Genomic DNA, 16,746 nt, shown 5'->3' with positions numbered 1-16,746 from the left:
AGAGCCACAAAACAGAAGGCCCGCCATGGGCGGGTGAGGCGACGCAGGCGATGCGTTGAATCGCATCGCCTGCGTCGCCGAACGCCCGGCCATGGATGGCCGGGCAGGGGCTGGCTGGGCGAGCTGAAGTCTCGCCATGGATGGCGTCATCAAGGCCTCAATAGCGCGCAAAACAAAAAGCCCGCCGTAGCGGGCTTTTTGCTACAAAAGTTGCTTCTCAGAACTGGTAGCGCACGAAGGCCTGCGCGAAGTCGCGGTCGCTGTACAGGTTGTTGTTGCCGCCGCCGAAGAACCAGCCGTAGCCCACGGTGAAGGAGATCGCTTCCTTGTAGCGGGTTTCGAGGTTGGCCAGCACCTGCTTGCGGCCCTGGACGAAGTTCTCCGCCGGGCCCGGGCCGGTGCCGTTGACGTCGTGGCTCCAGATGATGAAGGGCTGCAGGCTGATGCCGGGAGCGACGCTCTCGTACTTCACGATCGTGATGATCTTGTAGCCCCAGGAGAGCTTGTCGACGAAGTCGCCGAGGTCGGCCTGATGGGGGTTGAAGCGCAGGCCGTCCGGACCGTAGTTGCAGGTCGGGTTGGTCGAGCAGGCCTGGGCGCGGCCGCCCACGGGCAGGTAGGGGTTGGTCGTCGGGTTGTAGGGCAGGGCCGGGTCCTTCAGCTTGAAGCCCGAACCATCGGCGCCCGCCGTGGCACTGGTGTAGATGCCGGGCGCCTCGATCTGCAGTTCGTCCAGTCCCGGCAGGTCCGGGATCCAGACCGCGCCGAATTCGCCCACCAGCTGGATCTGGTCCGCGCCGAAGGGATTGTCGGTGGCGCCCAGCACCTGGGTGAAGCCGAAGTTGAACTGGAAGGTGTCGAACTCCTCGTAGCCGCGGATGTAGCTGTTCGGCGGGTTCTCGCCGACCACGCCGCCGCGGTAGGGGATGACGAAGTTCGGGAAGGCGCGCGCCGAGCCCGGGCCGTGACCCAGCAGGATGTTGACCGTGTCCTGGTAGGGGTTGGTGCCGGTCTCGTCGATGAAGTCGCTGGAGCCGTAGATGATGCGGTTGCCGTTCTCGTCGAAGCCGGAGCCGCCGCCGGTGGAGCCGGCGCAGTTCAGGTTCGGGTCATGGCAACGCGTCAGCGTGGGGCCGGCGGCCGCCAGCGACAGGTCGGCGACCGCCACCTGCAGCGGCGCATCCGGGCGGTAGGCCACCTCACCCTGGATCGAGAAGTCGCCGACCGTGGTGTTGAAGCTGGCGCCGAACATCTTCAGGTCTTCGGGGTACTCGAAGAAGATGCGGGCCGTATCCAGCGCCACCGCGGAGCGGGTGGTGCCGGTGGCGTTGGGGTTGCCGCCGGTGAGCAGCACCGGTGCGCCGGCCAGCAGCTGTGCCAGCACCGCCACCGGGCTCTGGCCGGTGACGCCGACGTCGCCGCCGATGCCGATGGGATTGGACAGGATCAGCGGCAGGGCGTCGGCCAGCAGTTGCGCGCTGGGCGAGTCCGGGTCGATGCTCAGGCCGTTGGTGAAGACCGGGTTGTCGCGGCAGGCGTTGATGTACTCCAGCGTGTTGTGCACGTCGATGCCGTCCGGGTTGCCCTCGCGGCGCGCGCAGGACGCGTCGGTGGACATGAAGCTGACGTAGGGCAGCTTCGAGTGGTAGTTCATGAAGTAGAAGCCGAACTCCGTACCGCTGTTGAAGTTCTCGGCGTAGTACTTGAACGCCAGTCCGTACTGGCCGCTGTCGCGCGCTTCCTTGTCCTTGTCGCGGAAGATCGTGGCCGAGGTCGGCGTGACCAGGGTCAGCGGGTTGTCGAGGTAGCCGGTCTGCGTGGCGGCGCTGTCACCGCGGTAGGCGCGGTAGGGATCTTCGGCCGAGCCGCCGAAGCTGAGGTTGGGGTTGTCGCCGGCGTTGTTGGTGCCGAGATCGACGAAGCCGAAGAAGCTGCCCGGTGCGGGCGCTTCGACCGGCTGCCATTCCAGCTGGTAGTAGGCCTCGACCGTGGCGTTCTCGAACAGCTCCATGCTGCCGAAGATCGACGCGATCGGCGTGAAGACCTCTTCCACCTGGAAGCCGACGCGGTAGAGGTTGTTGGCGTTGACCGGCTGGGCCTGGTTGACCGAGTTGATCACCATCAGCGTGGATTCGCCCCAGTTCACGGTCTGGCGGCCGATCTTGAAGCTCAGTTCCTTTTCGCCCCAGAGCGGCAGGCGGCCGTAGAAGTTGGCGTCCAGCCACTGCAGGTCGGTGCCGACCTGGCGCAGGACCTCGCCGTCGTTGCGCTGGTTGCGGACGCGGCCGCCGGGGCCGTAGACGCGGCTGTTGGCGAAGTAGCGGTTGGAGACCTGGTCGTCGCCGGCGATGCCGACCTGGCCGACGTTTTCCCGGGTGATGCGGTTCGGATGCTGCTCCGTGAAATCATTGTTGGTGAAGTCATAGAACGCCAGCCAGCGCGCGAAGAAGCCGTACTCGCCCCAGGTCAGGTTGATGTCCTGGGTGATCTTTCCGACCTGCTGTATCACGTCGTGCTTGTCGTAGTTGATGTCGCCGTCGTCGTTGCGCATGCTGAATGCGCCGGGCGCATTGCTCAGCCGCTGCGACGGGTAGATCTGGTCCTTGAACAGCGCCTGGCAGGACTGGTACTGCCCCGTGCAGAGATCCGGGTTGATGTTGGACTTGCCGATCAGGTCCGGATTGCGGTCCTCCATGCGCCAGGCGGCGCCGTAGGTGATCGCGGTGTTGAGCACACCCTCGACCTGGCCATCGAACAGGCTGATGTTCAGCGCCGAGGCGGGGGTGACGGCCAGCAGGCCGGCAAAGGCAAGGGCGGGCAATGCCGCACGCCGCAGGGGGGCTGACGCCATTCGAATCTCCTCATCAAAAAGAACCACGCGGGGCCTGATTGATGAACAGCCGCTTATAAGTTGCGGCGACGCTGGCCCCTGATGCGCGGATTCTAGCCAGTTTTCAGGCTGCTAACAGATGTTTTTCAGTTTGTCGCCGCCTGTCAGGGCCCAGGCCCTACGTGCCGGCCCAGTCCCTTGCGAATTGCCGGGCCACGCGGCCCGAACGCGAGGCGCGGTTCAGTGCCCAGCGCAGCGCCAGTTTCTCGGTTTCCTCGTCCCAGGCCTCGTGTCCCAACTGGCGCAGGTGCAGGCGCACCAGGTCCAGGTACTGGTCCTGGTTGAAGGGCTGGAACGACAGCCACAGTCCGAAGCGTTCGGACAGGGCGATCTTCTCCTCGGTGGATTCGCCAGGGTGCAGTTCGTCGTTCACCCAGTGGTACTCCGCGTTGTCGCTGCGCAGTTCCGGCATCAGGTGGCGGCGGTTGCTGGTGGCGTAGATCAGCACGTTCTCGGCCGGCTCCTCGACACCGCCGTCCAGCGCGGTCTTGAGCGCCGTCAGGGCCGGGTCGCTGGCCGCCACCGAGAAGTCGTCCACGTACAGCACGAAGCGCTCCGGGTGCCCGCGCAGCGGCGCCACGATCTCGGGCAGGTCGATCAGGTCATGCGGCGGCACTTCCACCAGGCGCAGCCCCTCGGCGGCGTAAGCCGCCAGCATGGCCTTGACCATCGAGGACTTGCCGGTGCCGCGGGCGCCGGTCAGCAGCGCATGGTTGGCCGGCAGGCCGCGCACGAAGCGCTCGGTATTGCGCATCAGCGCCAGCTTCTGGCGGTCCACCGCCAGCAGCTGGTCCGGCGGCAGCTGCTGCACGAACTCCAGCGGCTGCAGGGCGCCATGGCGCCAGCGGTAGGCCAGGGCGGGGGGCAGGGCGGCAGGGGTGGGGCTCATGGGCGTCCGTGCAAATGTGAAATGGGCTCGCCATGTTACGTGCCCCTTCGCGGCGCGTCAGCCTGTGGAGTACGGGCCACACGGCGGGTTGCGGACCTGATGGTCCATTCAGGTTGTGCGGTGTGCGCGATGGGGGCAGCATCCTTTGCGCATTGATTCTGCCTGTTGGCGACCGCGGTTCGTTTCCACGTACGAGGAGGCCTGATCATGGAGCAAGTAGAAGCGCGTTCTGCGGTGAAATCCATTTATCTGCTGGCTGCGTCCCTGGCTGGTCTTGAGGTCAGCCCGCATTCACCGGAACAGCTGGTTGGGTTGGTCGACGCCGGCTTCGGGCGGGTTGAGACGGAAAGGCGCCCAGAGGCCGTCGCCAACCTACTGCGCATCGTCGCCATGGCTCTGCAACTGGCCCAGGAAAACAAGGAGTCCATGCTGCATGAAGGCAGCGTGCCGGCGGCGAGCGAGAAGGTCTGCCCCGTATATCCGTTCAAGTAGCATGGATGAGTCCATGGACTTCGTCGAAAAGGGATTTGCGCAGGCCAGCGAGACCTCCAAGCTATTGATCACGCTATCGACGGCGCTCGTTGCGTTTTGCGCCGCGCTGGTCAACGTCAAGGCTGGCGATGCAACGCTGTTTTCGCCTTCGACGCTGTGCGAGAAATGGCTGCTCGCACTGTCGTGGCTGGCGCTGCTGGCTACGACCGGCGTGGGCGTCTGGACGCAACTGGCGATCACCGACGTGCTGTCCTCCGGAACTGAGCAGAATCCGGTGACGCCGTGGGCGAGGAAGATCATCGTCCCATTTCAGATCCAGATCCTGGTGTTCACCGCCGGCGTCGGCCTGCTGGTGCTTTACGGCATCAGCAAGCTGTTCAGCGAGTAAGAGTCCCGGAAGAATCTCTGGAAAAAAGAAGGGCCGCAGTCTATGCGGCCCTTCATATCGTACTGCGCGAACCGCGTCACGCCGCGGCTGCCGAAGCCTGGTTCAAGCCAGCTTCTTGTGACGCGACCGACGGTTGACGCCCGGCTCGGAGCCGGTGCGGCGGCGGAAGTCTTCTTCGTACTCGCGGTAGTTGCCCTCGAGCCAGGTCACTTCGCCGGAATCCTCGAAGGCGAGGATGTGGGTGGCGACGCGGTCGAGGAACCAGCGGTCATGCGAGATCACCATGGCGCAGCCCGGGAAGTCGAGGATCCCTTCCTCCAGCGCGCGCAGGGTTTCCACGTCGAGGTCGTTGGTCGGTTCGTCAAGCAGCAGCACGTTGCCGCCCTGCAGCAGCATCTTGGCCAGGTGCAGGCGGTTGCGTTCGCCGCCCGAGAGTTCCTTGACGCGCTTCTGCTGCGACTCGCCCTTGAAGTTGAAGCGGCCGATGTAGGCGCGCGAGGGCATTTCGAAGTTGCCGACGCGCAGGATGTCCAGGCCGCCGGAGATTTCCTTGAACACGCTGTTGTCGCCGTTCAGCGCATCGCGGCTCTGGTCGACGTAGGCGAACTGCACCGACTCGCCGATCCTGACGTCGCCCTGGTAGTCCTTGTCCTGGCCGGTGAGAATGCGGAACAGCGTGGTCTTGCCCATGCCGTTGGCGCCGATGATGCCGACGATGGCGCCGCGCGGTACCTTGAAGCTCACGCCTTCGTACAGCGTGCGGTCGCCGAACTTCTTGCCGAGGTTGCTGACCTCGACCACCAGGTCGCCCAGGCGCTGGCCCGGCGGGATGTAGAGGTCCTTGGTCTCGCTGCGCTTCTGGTATTCCTGCGAGGACAGTTCCTCGAAGGCCTTGATGCGCGCCTTGCTCTTGGCCTGGCGGCCCTTGGGGTTCTTGCGCACCCACTCGAGCTCTTCCTTGATCGCCTTGGAGCGGGCATCTTCCTGCTTCTGCTCCGTTTCCAGGCGCTTGTCCTTCTGGTCCAGCCAGGACGAGTAGTTGCCCTGCCAGGGGATGCCGTGGCCGCGGTCCAGCTCCAGGATCCAGCCGGCGACGTTGTCGAGGAAGTAGCGGTCATGGGTGACCGCGATGATCGTGCCCGGGAAGTCCTTGAGGAACTTCTCCAGCCAGGCCACCGACTCGGCGTCGAGGTGGTTGGTGGGCTCGTCCAGCAGGATCATGTCCGGCTTGGACAGCAGCAGGCGGCACAGGGCCACGCGACGGCGCTCACCACCGGAGAGCTTGCTGACGTCGGCTTCCCAGGGCGGCAGGTTCAGGGCCTCGGCGGCCTTGTTGAGGATCAGGTCGATGTTCTCGGCATCGGCGGCGGCGATCTGGGACTCCAGGTCGGCCTGGCGGGCGGCCAGCTTGTCGAAGTCGGCGTTCTCCTCGGCGTAGGCGGCGTAGACCGCCTCGAGGTCGGACTTGAGCTTGAGCAGCTCGCCCAGCGCCTCCTCGACATTGCCGCGGACGTTCTTGTCCGGGTCCAGCTTGGGTTCCTGCGGCAGGTAGCCGATCTTGAGCCCCGGCATCGGCCGGGCTTCGCCGACGATGTCCTTGTCGATGCCGGCCATGATCTTCAGCAGCGTGGACTTGCCGGCGCCGTTGTAGCCCAGCACGCCGATCTTGGCGCCGGGGAAGAACGACAGGGAGATGTCGCGAAGGATTTCCTTCTTGGGCGGCACGATCTTGCCGACCCGGTTCATGGTGTAGACGTACTGGGACATTTTCGGGGTGTTCGCTGGAAAGGCGGCAATTCTACCCGGTCCGCCGCCGCCGGGGACTGAAATGGCCTTTTGGCGGTCAGCGGGTCAATATCGGGCACAGACCCCACCCGCCCGGACGGCGGGAGCCAGGAAAACCGGATGTCCACCAAGCAGAAAACCCTGTTCGAAGCCTTCGCCCAGCGCGCCCGCATCGCCAAGCAGGGCGAGATCGCCATGATCGTGATCGACGGTGGCGGCGCCATGATCGTCGCCATGGACGAGTTCATCACCGCCCAGAAATGGGCCCAGTCCCGGGTCAGCAGCGGCAACGTCGTGTCCGACCGTGGCCGCATCCTGGAGCAGTTCCAGGTCATGGTGACGCGACCGGGCAGCTTCACCGGCACCAAGGGCAACGACCGCCAGCTGTACAAGATGGCCAAGAAGATGCGCGCCGCCGGGCACGACCTGGGCGAGTGGCAGCTGCCGCCGGAGCTGAAGGTCAACAAGCTGGTGGACCCCGACGAGATCAAGGCCAAGCCCAAGGCAGATGCAGAGATCCCGGCCGATCCGGACGCCGCGCCGGAAGCGCCCGGCAAGGAATAGGGGATGACGCCCGAGGCGCCGGCCGGGGCGCAGACCGGGCCTGACTACCTCTCGCTGTTCGCCGAGCTGCTGGAGGATTTCGCCAGCCTCGACATCGAAGTGTCGATGGTGCGGCGGGCGCTGTCCCGGATCGCCGAGGTGATGAACGCCGAGTCGGCCTCGCTGTTCCTGCTGGAGGGTGTTGAAGGCGATCCCAGGGCGCGGCTGGTCTGCCAGGCCTGCGTCGGCCCCAGCGACATCACCGGCCTGTCCCTGCCGCTGGGCAGCGGCATCGTCGGCCGCGCGGTGCAGCTCGACGAGCCGCAGCTGGTCGCCGACACCCGCAAGGACCCCGACTTCGTGCCGCCCTCGGCGCAGATGAACTACCAGGTGCGCTCGATCCTCTGCGCCCCGCTCAGCGTCAAGGGCCAGCGCCTGGGCGCGGTGGAGGTGATCAACCGCCGCGATTGCGACAACCTGTTCAACGAACGCGACTGCGAGGCCCTGGCCACGCTGGCCAATGCCGCCGCCCTGGCCCTGGTCAACGGCCGCCTGATGCAGGCGCAGGTGGAGCAGGCGCGCACCCGGCGCGAGCTGGAGTTGGCGGCCAGCGTGCAGCGGGCGCTGCTGCCCAGGGATACCGCCGCCAGCGAATGGGTCTGCGGCGTCAACCTGCCGGCGCGCGGCGTCTCCGGCGACTTCTACGATGTGCTGCCCCTGGTCGGCGGCAGCATCGCCTTCGCCCTGGCCGACGTCTCCGGCAAGGGCATGAACGCCGCCCTGGTGGCGGTCAAGGCGGCGACGCTGTTCCGCAGTTCGGCCAAGGAGATGCGCAAGCCCGGCAAGCTGCTGGCGCGCATCGGTGCCGAGCTGATGGAGACCATGGCGCAGGGCATGTTCGTGACCATGGTGGTGGGCATCTACGATCCGCGGACCCATACCGTGCGCTTCGCCAATGCCGGCCACGAGCCGCCGGTCTGGCGCGACCGCAACGGCCGCTGCCACTCGTTCCCCGCGGAGGAGCCGCCGCTGGGCATCGTCGCGCCCGAGGGCGGCGTCTACCCCGAGACCACGCTGCGCCTCGACGGCGGCAGCCTGTACCTCTACACCGACGGTTGCACCGAGAGCCGCGACGCCGACGGCGCCATGCGCGGTGCCGAGGGCATCCAGGCCCTGATCGCGGACTACGCCGGCCTGCCGCTGGCCGAGCGCGTCCACGCCCTGGCCAATTCGCTGGCGCCGGACGGCGCCGACCTGCGCGACGACATCACCCTGCTGGTGGTGGAGGGCAGGGCGCCGCGGCGCGCGCGGCGCGACCTGCTGCTGCACCAGTCCTTTGCCGCGGAGGCCGCCCAGCTCAAGGTCATCCGGCACCTGGTGGCCGATATCGCCGGCAAGGCCGGCATGGCCGCCGAGGCGGCGCAGGAACTGGTGCTGGCGGTGGACGAGGCCTGCCAGAACATCATCCGCCACGGCTACCGCGACCGCGAGGACGGCCGTATCGACCTGACCGTGCGCCGCGGCGGCGACCGCCTGACGGTGGAACTGGTGGACTTCGCCCCGCCGGTGAAACAGGATGAGTGCAAGGGCCGGCCGCTGGACGAGGTACGGCCCGGCGGGCTGGGGACCTTCTTCATGTCGGCGCTGACCGACAGCATGAAATACCTGCGCCCGCCGCGCGGCGCCGGCAACCGCCTGGCGCTGGCCAAGCGCCTGGCTGCAAAGACCAAGGGGGAGCAGGAATGACTTTCCGCATCAGCGAGGACGGTGGCGCCGCCACGGTGTTCCTCACCGGCGACATCGACCTGGAGACCTCGCCGCTGGCGCGCCAGACGCTGCTGAAGGCGGTCGACAAGGGCCTGCCGGTGGTGGTGGACATGGGCGGGGTGAGCTACATGGACTCCTCCGGCATTGCCAGCCTGGTCGAAGCCTTCCAGAGGGCCAAGACCGCCGGGCACGAGTTTTCGCTGGTGCGCGTCGGCGGGGCGGTGCAGAAGGTGCTGGCGCTGGCCAGGCTGGACAAGGTCTTCCGTATCCTTTAACGCTATGCAGTCCGCAAATGAACGCAAATACTAGAGCTTGTATTCGCGTTCATTTGCGTTCATTTGCGGACTGAAAGCCTGGGAATCTGATGCGCAATGCAGCGGAGACGATCGGACGCAACACGCTGGCCGGCATCACCGAGCTGGGGTTGGCGGCCGTGCTGTTCCTGGAAAGCGTCGGCTGGCTGCTCACCGGCACGCGGCGGCGCCAGCCGGTGCGCATGTCCGCGGTACTGCTGCAATGCGTCGACATCGGCCTGCGCGCCATCCCCATCGTCACCGTGCTGAGCTTCGCCATCGGCGCCATGGTGGCGATCCAGGGCATCCATACGCTCAGCATCTTCGGCGCCGAAAGCCAGGTCACCGTCGGCATCGCGCTGTCGGTGACGCGCGAGTTCGCGCCGCTGATCACCGGCATCCTGGTCGCCGGCCGCTCCGGCTCGGCCCTGGCCGCGCGCCTGGGCACCATGAAGATCAACGAGGAGATCAGCGCGCTCACGGTGATCGGCATCAACCCGGTGCGCTACCTGGTGGCGCCGGCGCTGGTGGCGATGCTGCTGATGGTGCCGCTGCTGACCTGGTACGCCGACATGGTGGCCCTGCTCGGCGCCGGCATCTACGTGTCGCTGGAACTGGGCCTGTCGTTCACCGCCTACCTCGGCGAGTTGCGCCAGTTCCTGTCCAACGACGACATCCTGCACGGCATCGGCAAGAGCGCGCTGTTCGGCGTGCTCATCACCCTGGTGGGCGTGGTCAACGGCCTGGGGGTCAGCGGCGGTGCCGAGGGCGTCGGCCGCATGACCACGCGCTCGGTGGTGCACGCGATCTCCGCCATCGTTGTCACGGACATGATTTTCACTTTCCTGGTCACAAGATAAAAGTGAAAACAATCAACGCCAACACCTTCCTGGTGACGCGATGACCGCCATCGTCGAGGTGGAGAAGCTGGTGGCACGCTACGGCGAGCGCACCGTGATCAAGGGTATCGACCTGGAAGTGCAGGCCGGCGAGATCATGGTGATCATGGGGGGCTCGGGTTCCGGCAAGAGCACGCTGCTGCGCCACCTGCTGGGCCTGCAGCAGCCGCACTCCGGCGTCATCCGCCTGCTCGGCGAGGACATCAACACCATCGGCCCGCAGCGACTGGTGGAGCTGCGCCGCAAGATGGGCGTGGCCTTCCAGGGCGGCGCGCTGTTCAGTTCCATGACGGTGGGCGACAACGTCATGCTGCCGCTGCGCGAGCACACGCGCCTGGACCTGTCGACCATGCAGATCATGATGCGGCTCAAGCTCGACATCGTGAACCTGGCCGGCTGCGAGCAGTTGATGCCGGCGCAACTGTCCGGCGGCATGATCAAGCGTGCCGCGATGGCGCGCGCCATCATCATGGATCCGCGCCTGCTGTTCCTCGACGAACCCAGCGCCGGCCTCGACCCGGTGGTGGCGGCCTCGCTGGACGAACTGATCCTGAAACTGCGCGACGCCACCGGCATGAGCCTGGTGGTGGTGACGCACGAACTGGAAAGCGCCTTCAAGATCGCCGACCGCATCGCCGTTCTGGATCACGGCGACATGCTGGTCTGCGGTACCGTGGCCGAGGTCAAGGCCAGCGGCAGCGAGCGCGTGCAGGCGCTGCTCAACCGCCGTATCCAGCCGCTGGAACTCAATCCCGAGGAATACCTGAAGCGCCTCACCGGCGGACCGGTGAGCAGCGGAGCGACGGCATGATCAACAGCAAGTGGAACCTGGCGATGGTCGGCGGCTTCGTGCTGCTGGGCCTGGTCAGCCTGGTGCTGACGCTGGCGGTGCTGGCGGGGCGCACCGGCAGCACCGACACCTACTACACGGTCTACGCCAACGTCAGCGGCCTCAAGTTCGGTTCCAAGGTGCTGTTCGAGGGCTACCCGGTGGGGCAGGTGGAAGAGGTCGAGCCTTACGTGCAGCAGGGCCAGATGCGCTTCCGTGTGCGCATGTCGGTGACCGAGGGCTGGAAGATTCCCTCCGACAGCATCGCGCGCTCCACCGCCAGCGGCGTGCTGGCGCCGCAGACCATCGAGATCTCCGCCGGCAGCAGCCCCAAGGCCCTGGAGCCGGGCGCCACCATCACCGCCGGCGGCATGGGCGGCCTGATGTCCAGCGTTGCCAGCGTCACCGGCAATATCGACGAGCTGACCGAGCAGGCCCTGCTGCCGCTGCTGCAGAACCTCAACCGCCAGGTGACGCTGCTGGGCACGATCCTGCAGGAGGACATCCGCCCGCTGGCGCAGAACAGCAACAAGGTGATGGTTGCCGCCTCCAGGGATGTGCCGACGATCCTCGGCCACCTCGAGCGCGTCAGCGCGCGCGCCGACCGGCTGCTGTCGCCGCAGCGCGTCGAGGCCCTGGGCCGCACGATCGACCATGCCGACCAGACCCTGCTGAGCCTGCGCAACGGCAGCCGTCAGCTCGAGCAGGCGGCCCCCGATGTGCTGGTGGCGCTGCGCGAACTGCGCCTGACCATCGAGAGCATGTCGCGGCGCTCCGAGGGCGTCGCGCAGAACCTCGAGACCAGCACACGCAACCTGCAGGAGTTCAGCCGACAGATCCGGCGCAGCCCCGGCACGCTGCTGCGGGCGCCCGAACCGCCGCGCGAAGACGGCCCGCCGTCCGAGCTGGAGAAGAAGCCATGAGAACCCTGTTGCTGCTCGCCCTGGCAGCCCTGCTGGCCGGTTGCCTGTCCGTGCCGACCCCGCCGCAGGAGGTCTACTACCGTCTGCAGCCTTCGCCGCCACAGGCGCTGGGCGTCTTCGCCCCGCGTGTCGTGGTGATGCCTTTCACCGCGCCAGGGGTGTACGGCGAGCGCCCGCTGCTATGGGCGCGCGGCCCGGCGATGCGCCAGTACTACCGCCACTTCTGGGCCGAGTCGCCGGCGCTGGAACTGCATGGCGCGCTGATCGATGCGCTGCGGGCGGCCGGCGCCACCGAGGTCTACACCCCCGGCAACCGGGTGCGCGGCGACGTCTCGCTGCACCCCACGATCCGCCAGATGGAAATGCAGATCGAGGGCGAGCGCCGCGCGGTGCTGTCGCTGGAAGTGCTGATCAACGATCGCGACGGCCGCCCGCTGCGCACCCTTACGCTGGAAGGCCAGCGCCCGCTCGCGGACGACTCGCCGGACCGCTACGTCGCCGCCGTGAGCCAGCTGGCCGGCGAGGCCTACGCGCAGCTTGCCCGTGAACTCTGGACGCTGCAGCCGGCGCTGGTTTCGGGTGCCGGGCCTCTGGATCCTGTCGCGACGCCCTAGTGCATCGTCATGCCGGCTTCCGTCGGCATGACGGATCGCGAATCCTGCGCGCAGGATCGGGAGCGGGTCGTCGCCGGGCTATGACTCATCCGCTTCCAGGCCTGCGCCCAGGAGTTCCTCCAGCATCCGCTCGTGCCGGTTGAGGAAGCCGCGCGTGACCTGGTAGTGCTCGGTATCGGTGTAGGCGACTTCCTGCAGGCCCGCGGGACCGATCTGCAGGATCTTCGCGTTCGGGTAACTGAGCAGGATCGGCGAGTGCGTCGCGATGATGAACTGCGACTGTGCCTGCACCAGCCGGTGGATCTCCACCAGGGCGGACAACTGCCGCGTCGGCGACAGTGCGGCCTCGGGCTCGTCGAAGAGGTAGAGCCCGCCGCCGTGCAGCTTTTGCGCCAGTACCGCCATGAAGGATTCGCCATGGGATTGCCGGTGCAGCGACTTGCCGCCGTAGCCCTGCATGCCGGCCGGCATGATGCTGTCCATGTAGCTGGCGACGTTGTAGAAGCTCTCCGCCCTGAGGAAGTACCAGTCTTTCGGCCGCTTGAAGCTCTTGACCGGCTTGAGGTAGCGCCAGAGCTCGGAGTGTGTGGTTTCGGTGGCGAAGCTGGTGTTGCGGTTGCCGCCCTCGGAGTTCAGGCCCATCACCAGCGCCAGGGCCTCAATCAGGGTGGACTTGCCGGAGCCGTTCTCGCCGACCAGGAAGGTGACGGCGGGATGGAACTGCAGGGTCTGCAGGCCGGTGACGACGGGCAGGCAGAAGGGATACGCCGACAGGTCGGCTACTTCCTTGCGCCGGAACTCGACTTGCCGCAGATAGGGGAGGGCTTCCATCACGAAATCTCGCGGCACTACTTCATCAGGCGCCGCGTGACCTCGGCCACCATGTTCTCGTAGACCGCTTCCGGCTGCTGCAGGCAGGCCGTGGCGATCTGCTCGTAGAGGGTCGGGAGATTCTGCGTCAGTCGTGCCAGCACCTCGGGGCTCTTGCCGCTGGCCGCGGAGGCGAGCAGGCCGCCGGTGGCCTGGAAGGTCGGCATGTCGGAGAGGCTGCGCCAGGGGGTGCCGGCGCGGAACGCGGCCACGTCGGCCGTCAGCTTCGAGCAGGGCTGCTTGAGCATGGCCATGACGTTTGCCGAGCCGCTGTCCGGCGCCGGCCGTTCAGGCAGGCGGAAATCCACCGGCAGGCGCAGGCGGCCGGGCACCGGCACTCCGTCAGGGCCCCGCGCCGGCCGGAAACGCCACTGCCGCACCGCGTCCAGCGCCGCCTGGTCCAGCGCCGGGTAGCCGGAACTCTGCGAGATGGTCAGGCCGCTGACGCCGCCGTCCGGCAGCACCTGCACGTCGAGCATTACGCGACCCTCGTGGCCGGCGATGCGCTCCGAGTCCGGGTACAGCGGCGGCGCATTGACCACCGGCGGCGGCGTGGCCGGCGGGAGAACGGGAGGCGGCAGGGTGCCCTGCGCGGTGGCGGCGCAGGCAAAGCCGAGCAGCAGGAGGGGCAGCAATCGCATCGTTTCGGGGCCTGTGAAGATCGCCGCATGATGCCACGGCGGCCGCGCCCGATCAGGTGACTGGTTTCAGAACGAGCGCCCGTCGGCGGCCTTGCGCGGGATCGTCGCCAGGTCGACCTCCTCCAGGCAGCGGACATTGACCGCCGCCGTCTCGGAGCCGTCCGGCATCTTGCCGAAGCCGAAGGGAGCACAGCCGCAGCGGGTGCAGAAGTGGTGCTGGATCACGTGGCGGTTGAAGGTGTAGGTGCCCAGCGACTGCGCCGGGCTCTCCAGCTTCAGCTGTGCCCGCGGCACTAACCACGGCAGGTAGCCCTTGCGGCTGCAGTGCGAGCAGTTGCACAAGGGCCTGTCAGCGCTACCGCAATCGCTGCGATCGCGGTAGCGCTGACAGGCCCTAGACCTGCTCGAACGAACCCTCCACCTCGAAGCGGATCGCACCGCAGTGACAGCTGCCCTTGTGACTCATGCCCGGTTCTCCTTTTCCTGCCGGTATTGGGCCGTGCGCGCCACCGGGAGTTCCATCGGCGCGCGGCGCATGCGCGCATTGGCCAGGGTCACGCCGCGCACCACCACCTGCCGGCGTGTCTCCACCACGAAACCGTGGCGGGCGAAGAAAGGCTCGGCGGTGAGGCTGACGTCGGCGAACAGCGCGCCGATGCGCTTGCGCGCCGCCTCTGCCAGCAGGTACCGCATCAGGGCGCTGCCCACGCCGCGGCCGGTGTGGCCGCCGGCGACGAAGAACTGGTCGATGTAGCCGGAGTCCTGCAGGTCGGCATAGCCGGCGATGCGGCCGTCGACCTCGGCGACGAAGGGACGGTTGCCATGGATGCGCCGGTTCCACCAGTCCTTGTCGTATTCGCGCGGTGCCCAGGCTTCCAACTGCTCCGGCGAGTAATCGCGGCTGGCGCGCTGGTGCACCGAGGAGCGGAAGACCTCGCGCAGTGCCGCCTCTTCACCGGGACGATATGCGCGGATCAGCATGACGGGCCCTTCCCTAAGGCGACGGCAGGCCGTCGAAGAAGTCGACCTCGCCGGTCTCGATCGAGTACTCGGCGCCCACCACCAGCAGGCCATCCCTGCGGATCAGGTTCTCGAGGATTTCCGAGCCGTGACGCAGATGGCTGGCTGACACCTGGACGTTGGCGCGCACCGCCGCGCGCAGCAGCGCCGGGCGGTCGTGCCGCAGCGGCGAGTTCATCAGCGGCGAAACGGAGGGGCGGATGCGGTCAACGATGGTTCGCAGGTTGAGCGACTGCTTGCCCTCGGGCCGGCTCAGCTCGTCCACCGTGGCCTCCACCGCGCCGCAGCAGGTGTGGCCCATCACCACCACCAGCCGCGTGCCGAATTTTTCCGCGGCGAACTCCACGCTGCCGATCTGCGTCGGCGCCACGATGTTGCCGGCCACGCGGATCACGAACAGGTCGCCCAGGCCCTGGTCGAAGACGATCTCGGAAGGGACGCGCGAGTCCGAGCAGCCGAGGATGATCGCGAACGGCTCCTGGCCGTTCGCCAGCTGGTTGCGGCGGATCGCCTCGGCAACCGCGTCGGTGCTGCGCTCGCCGGAAACGAAGCGCCGGTTGCCCTCCTGCAGCCGTCGCAGGGCCTCCCTGGCCGTGTTCAAGTCCATTTACCCCGCGATTTCGTCATAACCCCGTCCGAGGAACTGCAGGAAGCAATACCCGTGTCCGAAGGGATCGGCCATCAATGCCAGCCGGCCCCAGGCATGCGTCGAGACGGGCTGCTCCAGCATGGCCCCGGCCGCTTGCGCCCGCCGCACCGAATCGTCGATGTCCTCGGTGACGAAATCCAGGTGAACCGGTGTCCAGTGGCGCCCGTAGCGCCGCGTTTCGCCCATGGTACCCGAAGCGGGGGAGCCCGCCGGCTTCTGCAGCAGCCAGATCGGCGCCGGTCCACCCAGCATCTCGCAGCCGTCCTGGCCGAGCCGCCGGGCCGGCTCCAGGCCGAAGGCGGCCGAGTAGAAGGCCACGGCCTTGTCCAGATCGTCGACATCCAGGTTGATCAGGAAATCCATGCGATTCCCGGCCGCTGTCCGCTGGGCGACACGCGGGCCCGGCCTGTGGCTTTACTTGACCGCCGGCGCTGCTCCAGCTCCGAAGATATCGCGATAGCAGCGATAGCTGGAGGCGAGGAACACCGGGAGCGCGACCAGCATGCCCAGGCCGAAGGGGATCATCGCCACCAGGACAATGCCGATGCCCACCAGGCCGGTCACGGCCAGCGCGCCCAGGTTGCCCAGCGCGGCGGCGAAACTGAGCTTCAGGGCGTCGATCACCTTGTAGCCACGGAACACGATCAGTCCTGGCGCGAACCAGGTGGCCAGGGAGAAGACCATGAACATCAGCAGCGCCATGATCAGCCAGACGATGACGCCGACGCCCAGGTGCAGGTCCTGCATGTTGCCGGAGAATACCGCGCTGCCGACCAGCAGGAATCCCAGGACGACCGCGACCGCTGCAACGGCCAGCCCGATCAGGAGGTAGGCCAGGCCGAGCAGCAGCAAGGGCTCCAGGTGCGGCGGCCTGAAGCCCGCCAGCAGCGTGTCGAAGCTCAGGGGGCGGCCCTCGCTCTGCTCATGGGCGCCCAGCAGGAAGCCGCCCATGACCGCGGCGAAGCACAGGTTGACGGCCAGGGAACCCAGCACGGGGACAATGGACACCAGGAAGGCGGCGATGACCCAGAGCACGAGCATGCCGATCCAGAGCAGCGGGGCCTGCTTGAAGAGATCGAATCCTTCGATGATCCAGGCCAGGCCGCGATCGGCTGAAACCCTGCGGAAAGCTTCATCGGACATTTCGAGTACCCCGGTGATGGATGGTGCAGATGCAGGGACATGCTACCCGAGGCGGCGTGAGCCGCAAGCCGCCAGGGAGCAGTGGGGCACAAAAAAGGGCGCGGCAGCCGC

The 16,746-nt window shown here is 67.2% G+C and carries 18 protein-coding genes and 1 pseudogene; 9 read left to right on the top strand and 10 right to left on the bottom strand.

What is annotated here, in order from left to right; genetic code table 11:
• Nucleotides 1-217: 217 nt before the first annotated feature.
• The gene (locus tag D0B54_RS14265) at nt 218-2,851 is read right to left on the bottom strand and encodes a DUF1302 domain-containing protein (RefSeq protein ID WP_117291961.1); all 2,634 of its coding nucleotides are present in this window, start codon (nt 2,849-2,851) and stop codon (nt 218-220) included.
• 157 nt (nt 2,852-3,008) lie between these two features.
• Nucleotides 3,009-3,779: an ATP-binding protein gene (locus D0B54_RS14260; protein WP_240433437.1), complete on the bottom strand. Its 771-nt coding sequence runs from the start codon at nt 3,777-3,779 to the stop codon at nt 3,009-3,011.
• Nucleotides 3,780-3,986: 207 nt separating this feature from the next.
• On the opposite strand from D0B54_RS14260, the gene D0B54_RS14255 reads away from it, so the two are divergent.
• On the top strand, nt 3,987-4,271 hold the full coding sequence (locus D0B54_RS14255) for a hypothetical protein (RefSeq protein WP_117291960.1): 285 nt from the start codon (nt 3,987-3,989) through the stop codon (nt 4,269-4,271).
• 13 nt (nt 4,272-4,284) lie between these two features.
• Nucleotides 4,285-4,659 carry a hypothetical protein gene (locus D0B54_RS14250; RefSeq protein ID WP_162932427.1) on the top strand — a complete coding sequence of 125 codons (375 nt, stop codon included), beginning with the start codon at nt 4,285-4,287 and terminating at the stop codon, nt 4,657-4,659.
• Between the two features lie 102 nt (nt 4,660-4,761).
• Here the strand turns inward: D0B54_RS14250 and ettA are convergent, their stop codons facing one another.
• Nucleotides 4,762-6,426 (bottom strand): energy-dependent translational throttle protein EttA, encoded by a 1,665-nt coding sequence (ettA, locus tag D0B54_RS14245; RefSeq protein ID WP_117291958.1) that lies wholly within the window; start codon nt 6,424-6,426, stop codon nt 4,762-4,764.
• Between the two features lie 138 nt (nt 6,427-6,564).
• On the opposite strand from ettA, the gene D0B54_RS14240 reads away from it, so the two are divergent.
• From D0B54_RS14240 to D0B54_RS14210, 7 genes are all read left to right on the top strand, one after another.
• Entirely contained in the window at nt 6,565-7,008 is a 444-nt protein-coding gene (locus D0B54_RS14240; RefSeq protein ID WP_117291957.1) for a hypothetical protein, read from the top strand.
• A 3-nt stretch (nt 7,009-7,011) separates the two neighbouring features.
• A complete protein-coding gene (locus D0B54_RS14235; RefSeq protein ID WP_117291956.1) occupies nt 7,012-8,733 on the top strand; it encodes an ATP-binding SpoIIE family protein phosphatase in 1,722 nt (573 codons plus the stop codon).
• The gene (locus tag D0B54_RS14230; RefSeq protein ID WP_117291955.1) at nt 8,730-9,029 is read left to right on the top strand and encodes an STAS domain-containing protein; all 300 of its coding nucleotides are present in this window, start codon (nt 8,730-8,732) and stop codon (nt 9,027-9,029) included. The genes D0B54_RS14235 and D0B54_RS14230 overlap by 4 nt, the downstream gene beginning before the upstream one ends.
• An 89-nt stretch (nt 9,030-9,118) precedes the next feature.
• Nucleotides 9,119-9,907 (top strand): MlaE family ABC transporter permease, encoded by a 789-nt coding sequence (locus D0B54_RS14225; RefSeq protein ID WP_117291954.1) that lies wholly within the window; start codon nt 9,119-9,121, stop codon nt 9,905-9,907.
• Nucleotides 9,908-9,947: 40 nt separating this feature from the next.
• The gene (locus tag D0B54_RS14220; protein WP_117291953.1) at nt 9,948-10,757 is read left to right on the top strand and encodes an ABC transporter ATP-binding protein; all 810 of its coding nucleotides are present in this window, start codon (nt 9,948-9,950) and stop codon (nt 10,755-10,757) included.
• On the top strand, nt 10,754-11,698 hold the full coding sequence (locus tag D0B54_RS14215; protein WP_117291952.1) for an MlaD family protein: 945 nt from the start codon (nt 10,754-10,756) through the stop codon (nt 11,696-11,698). The genes D0B54_RS14220 and D0B54_RS14215 overlap by 4 nt, the downstream gene beginning before the upstream one ends.
• Nucleotides 11,695-12,312 (top strand): ABC-type transport auxiliary lipoprotein family protein, encoded by a 618-nt coding sequence (locus D0B54_RS14210; RefSeq protein ID WP_117291951.1) that lies wholly within the window; start codon nt 11,695-11,697, stop codon nt 12,310-12,312. The genes D0B54_RS14215 and D0B54_RS14210 overlap by 4 nt, the downstream gene beginning before the upstream one ends.
• A 78-nt stretch (nt 12,313-12,390) precedes the next feature.
• On the opposite strand, the gene D0B54_RS14205 is transcribed toward D0B54_RS14210, so the two are convergent.
• The 7 genes and pseudogenes from D0B54_RS14205 to D0B54_RS14175 form a co-directional block, all read right to left on the bottom strand.
• Nucleotides 12,391-13,143, bottom strand: coding sequence for an AAA family ATPase (locus tag D0B54_RS14205; protein ID WP_117291950.1), 753 nt, complete (start codon nt 13,141-13,143; stop codon nt 12,391-12,393).
• Between the two features lie 17 nt (nt 13,144-13,160).
• Nucleotides 13,161-13,823 carry an energy transducer TonB gene (locus tag D0B54_RS14200; RefSeq protein WP_117291949.1) on the bottom strand — a complete coding sequence of 221 codons (663 nt, stop codon included), beginning with the start codon at nt 13,821-13,823 and terminating at the stop codon, nt 13,161-13,163.
• A 66-nt stretch (nt 13,824-13,889) separates the two neighbouring features.
• A pseudogene (locus D0B54_RS14195) lies at nt 13,890-14,289 on the bottom strand (GFA family protein).
• On the bottom strand, nt 14,286-14,804 hold the full coding sequence (locus D0B54_RS14190; protein ID WP_117291947.1) for a GNAT family N-acetyltransferase: 519 nt from the start codon (nt 14,802-14,804) through the stop codon (nt 14,286-14,288). Before D0B54_RS14190 ends, D0B54_RS14195 begins: the two are co-directional and overlap by 4 nt.
• 13 nt (nt 14,805-14,817) lie before the next feature.
• Complete coding sequence (locus D0B54_RS14185; RefSeq protein ID WP_117295251.1) at nt 14,818-15,444, bottom strand: carbonic anhydrase; 627 nt, start codon at nt 15,442-15,444, stop codon at nt 14,818-14,820.
• 6 nt (nt 15,445-15,450) lie between these two features.
• On the bottom strand, nt 15,451-15,855 hold the full coding sequence (locus D0B54_RS14180) for a VOC family protein (RefSeq protein ID WP_117291946.1): 405 nt from the start codon (nt 15,853-15,855) through the stop codon (nt 15,451-15,453).
• A gap of 51 nt (nt 15,856-15,906) precedes the next feature.
• Complete coding sequence (locus tag D0B54_RS14175) at nt 15,907-16,635, bottom strand: BPSS1780 family membrane protein (protein ID WP_117291945.1); 729 nt, start codon at nt 16,633-16,635, stop codon at nt 15,907-15,909.
• Nucleotides 16,636-16,746 lie beyond the last annotated feature (111 nt).

Origin of the sequence: Solimonas sp. K1W22B-7, assembly GCF_003428335.1 — a bacterium.
Classification (GTDB): Bacteria; Pseudomonadota; Gammaproteobacteria; order Nevskiales; family Nevskiaceae; genus Solimonas_A.
The sequence above is the reverse complement of the archived record's forward strand: the minus strand, read 5'-3'. Positions and strand labels throughout refer to the sequence as shown.